The organism is Frankia sp. AvcI1, assembly GCF_001420875.1.
Taxonomy (GTDB): domain Bacteria; phylum Actinomycetota; class Actinomycetes; order Frankiales; family Frankiaceae; genus Frankia; species Frankia alni.
This window is the reverse complement of sequence record NZ_LJFZ01000069.1, coordinates 1-4,192: the sequence shown is the minus strand read 5'-3', so window position 1 is coordinate 4,192 and position 4,192 is coordinate 1. Positions and strand designations below refer to the sequence as shown.

Genomic DNA, 4,192 nt, shown 5'->3' with positions numbered 1-4,192 from the left:
ATCCTGGTCCGACGACTCGGCCTTCACTCCGGACGAGCTTCTCACCTGGGTCACCGCCTACTGGGTCACCGGCACGATCGGCACCTCCTTCACCACCTACGTCGAACCGGCCGCCCTCCCCGACCGGATCGACACGCCGACCGTGCTCTCCGTGTTCCCACGCGACCTCAAACCGGAGCCGCGAAGCTACGCGCAGGCGTTCCTGAACGTCCGCGATTATGTGGAACACCCTGCCGGNGGCCACTTCGCAGCCTGGGAACAGCCCGAGGCCTACGCCGACGACGTCCACCGCGCAGTCAAACTGGGCGGCTGAAACGGAGCATGNGGATGCTCCACCGCCACGCCCCGGTGGATCGCCGCCGCGCAGTGGCCGCGGTCACCTGCGTGGGGTGCCGCTGCGGTCTCGTGCCCGGGCCGCCAGGTCGCGGCAGACGACGGCGAGGTCGAGGCCGGCGGCGTGCAGGCCCATCGGCCAGGTGCTCGTGTCGGTCATGCCGGGGGCCACGTTGACCTCCAGGAACTGCGCGACGCCGGCCGCGTCGACGATCATGTCGGTGCGGGACAGGTCGCGCAGGCCCAGCACGCGGTGCGCGGTCACGGCGGTCGCGGCGGCGGCGCGCAGCACCGCGTCGTCGAGGCGCGCCGGGGTGAAGAACGCGGTGGCACCCGCGGTGTAACGGGCGGCGTAGTCGTACACCCCCGCGGCCGGCTCGATCTCGACGGCCGGCAACGCGACCGGCCCGTCGCCGACCTCGACGACGCCGACGGTGATCTCGACGCCGCTGACGGCCCGTTCGATCAGGGCCGAGTCGTGATAGCCGAAGCAGCTCATCAGCGCCTCGGCGAGCCCGCCGGCGTCGTCGACCCGGCTGACCCCGAACGCCGACCCGCCCGCGCGGGGCTTCACCACGACCGGCAGCCCGAGCCGGGCCACGATCCGCTCGATCAGCGCGGCGGCGCCCAGGTCGTGGAACGCCTCGCGGGGCAACGTCACCGCCGCCGGCGTCGCCACCCCGGCGGCGCCGACGGCCGCCTTCGCCGTCGCCTTGTCGAACGCCACCCGGCAGGCCGGCGGCGCGGCGCCCACGTAGGGCAGGTCGTAGAGGTCCAGGACCTCCCGGATCGTGCCGTCCTCACCCGACGTCCCGTGCAGCACGGGGAACACCACGTCGGGCGGGTCGGCGGCCAGCNCGGGCAGCGTCGCGGCATCGACGTCGGCCAGCTCGGCCTCGACCCCGATGCGGGTCAGCGCGTCGCGCAGCCTCCCNCCCGATCNCAGCGACACCTCCCGCTCGGGCGACAGCCCCCCGGCGAGGATCAGCACACGGCCCAGATCGGTCAACGTCGCGTCCTTCACAGTGTCGGGCGGATCAGTGTCGGGCGGATCGGGGACGGGTGGATCAGGGACGGTCGGATCATGGGCGGGCGGCGAAGGTGTCGCGGAGGTCCAGCTCGTCCCGCACGACCCGGCCCAGCCGGCCGACCCCGTCGCGGATGCGCTCGGGTGGTGGGTAGCAGAACGACAGCCGCATGCTGCTGCCACCCGACCCGTCGGCGTAGAACCCGGCCCCGGGGACGTAGGCGACCCGGGCGGCGATCGCCCGCGGCAGCATCGCCCTGGTGTCCACCCCGCCCGGCAGCGTCACCCAGACGAAGAACCCGCCGTCCGGCCGGGTCCAGGTCGCGCCGGCGGGCATCGACTCGGCCAGGGCGTCGAGCATCGCGTCGCGACGCTCCCGGTACATCTCCCGGAACACCTTCACCTGTTCCGCCCACGGCTGGGTCGCCAGATAACGTTCGACCACCAGCTGGGTGAACATCGACTGGGACAGGATCGCCGACTCCGCGGCCAGCACGAGCCGGGCCGTCACCGGCGCCGGGGCCAGCGCCCACCCGACCCGCAGGCCCGGCGCCAGCGTCTTCGAGAACGACCCCAGGTACACCACGTCGTCGGGGGCGTCGGCGCGCATCGCCCGCACCGGCTCACCCGTGAACGACAGCAGCCCGTACGGGTTGTCCTCGACGACCAGCACCCCGGCACGCCGGCAGATCTCCAGCACCTTGGCCCGCCGCGGCGGCGTCAGGGTGATCCCGCCGGGATTCTGGAAGGTCGGGACCGTGTAGAGCAGCTTCACCCGGGCGCCCTCGGCGGCGAGGCGCTCCAGCGTCTGCGCGAGCGCGCTCGGCGACAGGCCGTCGCCGTCCATCGGCACGTGCACGATCCGCGCCTGGTAGGCCGCGAACGTGTTGATCGCCGTGACGTAGGTGGGCCCCTCGGTGACGACGACGTCGCCGGGATCGACGAACACGCGGGTGAGCAGGTCCAGCGCCTGCTGCGAACCCGCGGTCACGACCACGTTGTNGGGATGGGCGTCGGTGATGCCCTCCATCGCCATGACGTCGCAGATCCGTGCCCGCAGACCCGGATCGCCCTGCGCCGAGCCGTACTGCAGCGCCACCGCCCCCCGGCTCAGCACCAGCTCCGACACGGTCGCGGCGACCGTCTCCAGCGGCAGCGCGTCGACCGCCGGCATGCCCCCGGCGAGCGACACGATCTCGGGCCGGGATGCGACCGCGAACAGCGCCCGAACCTCGCTCGCGATCATCCCCTGGGCACGCTGCGCGTACCGATCCCGCCACCGATCCAGAGTCACGCCCGCGACACTACCGTTGCATGAGAGCGCCAAATAGCTGGCGGTCATGCCGCCTCACCTTGCGGNGAGGCACTCCCGGTCTGATCGGCCGTGGCCGTGCCGGGTTCCCGTTTCGCAGCCACCTGCCCGCTNGCGCGGGTCTTACGGTCGGCTCCACGGGCGTTTCGCGTCTCCGACGTACTGGCGGCGACGAGGTTACGCAGATTGACCGCGGCGTTGAGGTCGCGGTCGGCTACCAGTCCGCAGGACGGGCAGGTGAACATGCGATCCGACAGGGGGAGGCTTGGGTTTCGCCAGCCACAGCCGGAACAGGTCTTCGACGACGGGTACCAGCGGTCCGCGATGATCAGAGTCGACCCGTACCAGGCCGTCTTGTAGGCGAGCTGGCGGCGGACCTCGGCCATCCCCGTGTCGGACACCGCGCGGGCGAGCCGCCGGTTACGGACCATCCCGGCGACGTGCAGGTCCTCGACCACCACAACCTCGTGGCTCTGTGCCAGCCGGGTGGTGAGCTTGTGCAGCCCGTCGCGGCGCTGGTGCGCGATCCGGCCGTGGATACGGGCGATCCGGGCCGCGTGCTTGCGGCGGCCGGCGCTGCCCGGTTTCGACCGGGCGTAGGCGCGCGACGCGGTGCGCAGCCGGCGCAGCGACCCGGCGAGATGCTTCGNGTTCTCCACCGTCTCCCCGGTGGAGAACACCGCGAGGTGCTTCACGCCGAGGTCGACACCGACCGTGCCCCCCGTGCGCTGGCGGCGGGTCGGGCCGGCGGGCACGGCGAGTTCGACCTCGACGGTGAACGACACGAACCAGCGGCACGCCGTGGGGGACACGGTTGCACCGAGCAGCCGTGCCCGCCCGTCGGCCAGCCGGTCGGTGAGCGTGTCCATCGGCTCGTGGACCTTCACCCGGCCGATCCGCGGCAGCTTCACATGCCTGTCGTCGGCGGGGCCGTAGGCCCCGGTGGTGTACCGGAAGCTATCGCGGGCCTTCCCGCGCTTCTTGAACCGAGGAAAACCGACCTGGCGGCCCTTCCGCTTCCCTTTCCGGGAGTCGGTGAAGTTCTTCAGCCCACGGGCGAGCTGGTCGAGCCCGGCGGAGAATGCTTCCTTCGAGCACTCCGCTTGGCGGCAGCATCGGCTCCTGGCTCGGCATCAGGGCCTACAACGCCCTGGGATGGAACGCGGTGTGCCCCCTCGTCGTAGTGCTCNCAGGTCTCGCCCTGACCCGTCACCTGCCTTCGTTGCGCAGCCGGACGNCATTGTCCGGTCGGGCGGCATCCGCTGAGAAGCTGTCTGGGATCTTGATGTTTGTGTGCTGAGTGTGGTCGCCTGGGTCGAGGTCGACGTGGTGGTGCGGTCGGTGGTGGACGGTCTGGTGATGGTTCGGTCTGACCCGTATCCCTCTGATCTGTCCGACGCGGAGTGGGCGTTGGTGGAGCCGTTGCTGCCGCCGGTGTCGAAGGATGGGCGGAAGGAGGCGCATCCTCGCCGGGAGATCGTGAACGCGATTCTGTATGTGACGCACGCGGGGTGTAGCTG

2 protein-coding genes and 6 pseudogenes are annotated in these 4,192 nt (G+C 71.6%); 1 reads left to right on the top strand and 7 read right to left on the bottom strand.

The features are described from left to right. Positions 1–376: 376 nt before the first annotated feature. The 7 genes and pseudogenes from UK94_RS31680 to UK94_RS72375 all read right to left on the bottom strand — a co-directional run. Positions 377–1,190, bottom strand: a pseudogene (locus UK94_RS31680) (D-alanine--D-alanine ligase); the annotation flags it as partial. Position 1,191: 1 nt separating this feature from the next. Then, a pseudogene (locus UK94_RS72390) lies at positions 1,192–1,267 on the bottom strand (hypothetical protein); the annotation flags it as partial. A 9-nt stretch (positions 1,268–1,276) separates the two neighbouring features. Then, on the bottom strand, positions 1,277–1,342 hold a 66-nt coding region (locus UK94_RS75650), incomplete at its 3' end, for a hypothetical protein (RefSeq protein WP_268761755.1). 73 nt (positions 1,343–1,415) lie between these two features. Then, positions 1,416–2,362: pseudogene (locus tag UK94_RS31675) on the bottom strand (PLP-dependent aminotransferase family protein); the annotation flags it as partial. Between the two features lies 1 nt (position 2,363). Continuing rightward, positions 2,364–2,606, bottom strand: a pseudogene (locus UK94_RS72385) (PLP-dependent aminotransferase family protein); the annotation flags it as partial. Positions 2,607–2,786: 180 nt separating this feature from the next. Further along, a pseudogene (locus tag UK94_RS72380) lies at positions 2,787–3,321 on the bottom strand (RNA-guided endonuclease TnpB family protein); the annotation flags it as partial. 1 nt (position 3,322) lies between these two features. After that, positions 3,323–3,772: pseudogene (locus tag UK94_RS72375) on the bottom strand (transposase); the annotation flags it as partial. 193 nt (positions 3,773–3,965) lie between these two features. Here UK94_RS72375 and UK94_RS31665 point away from each other — a divergent pair. Beyond that, the coding region (locus UK94_RS31665) for a transposase (protein WP_157734560.1) at positions 3,966–4,192 on the top strand (227 nt) is incomplete at its 3' end.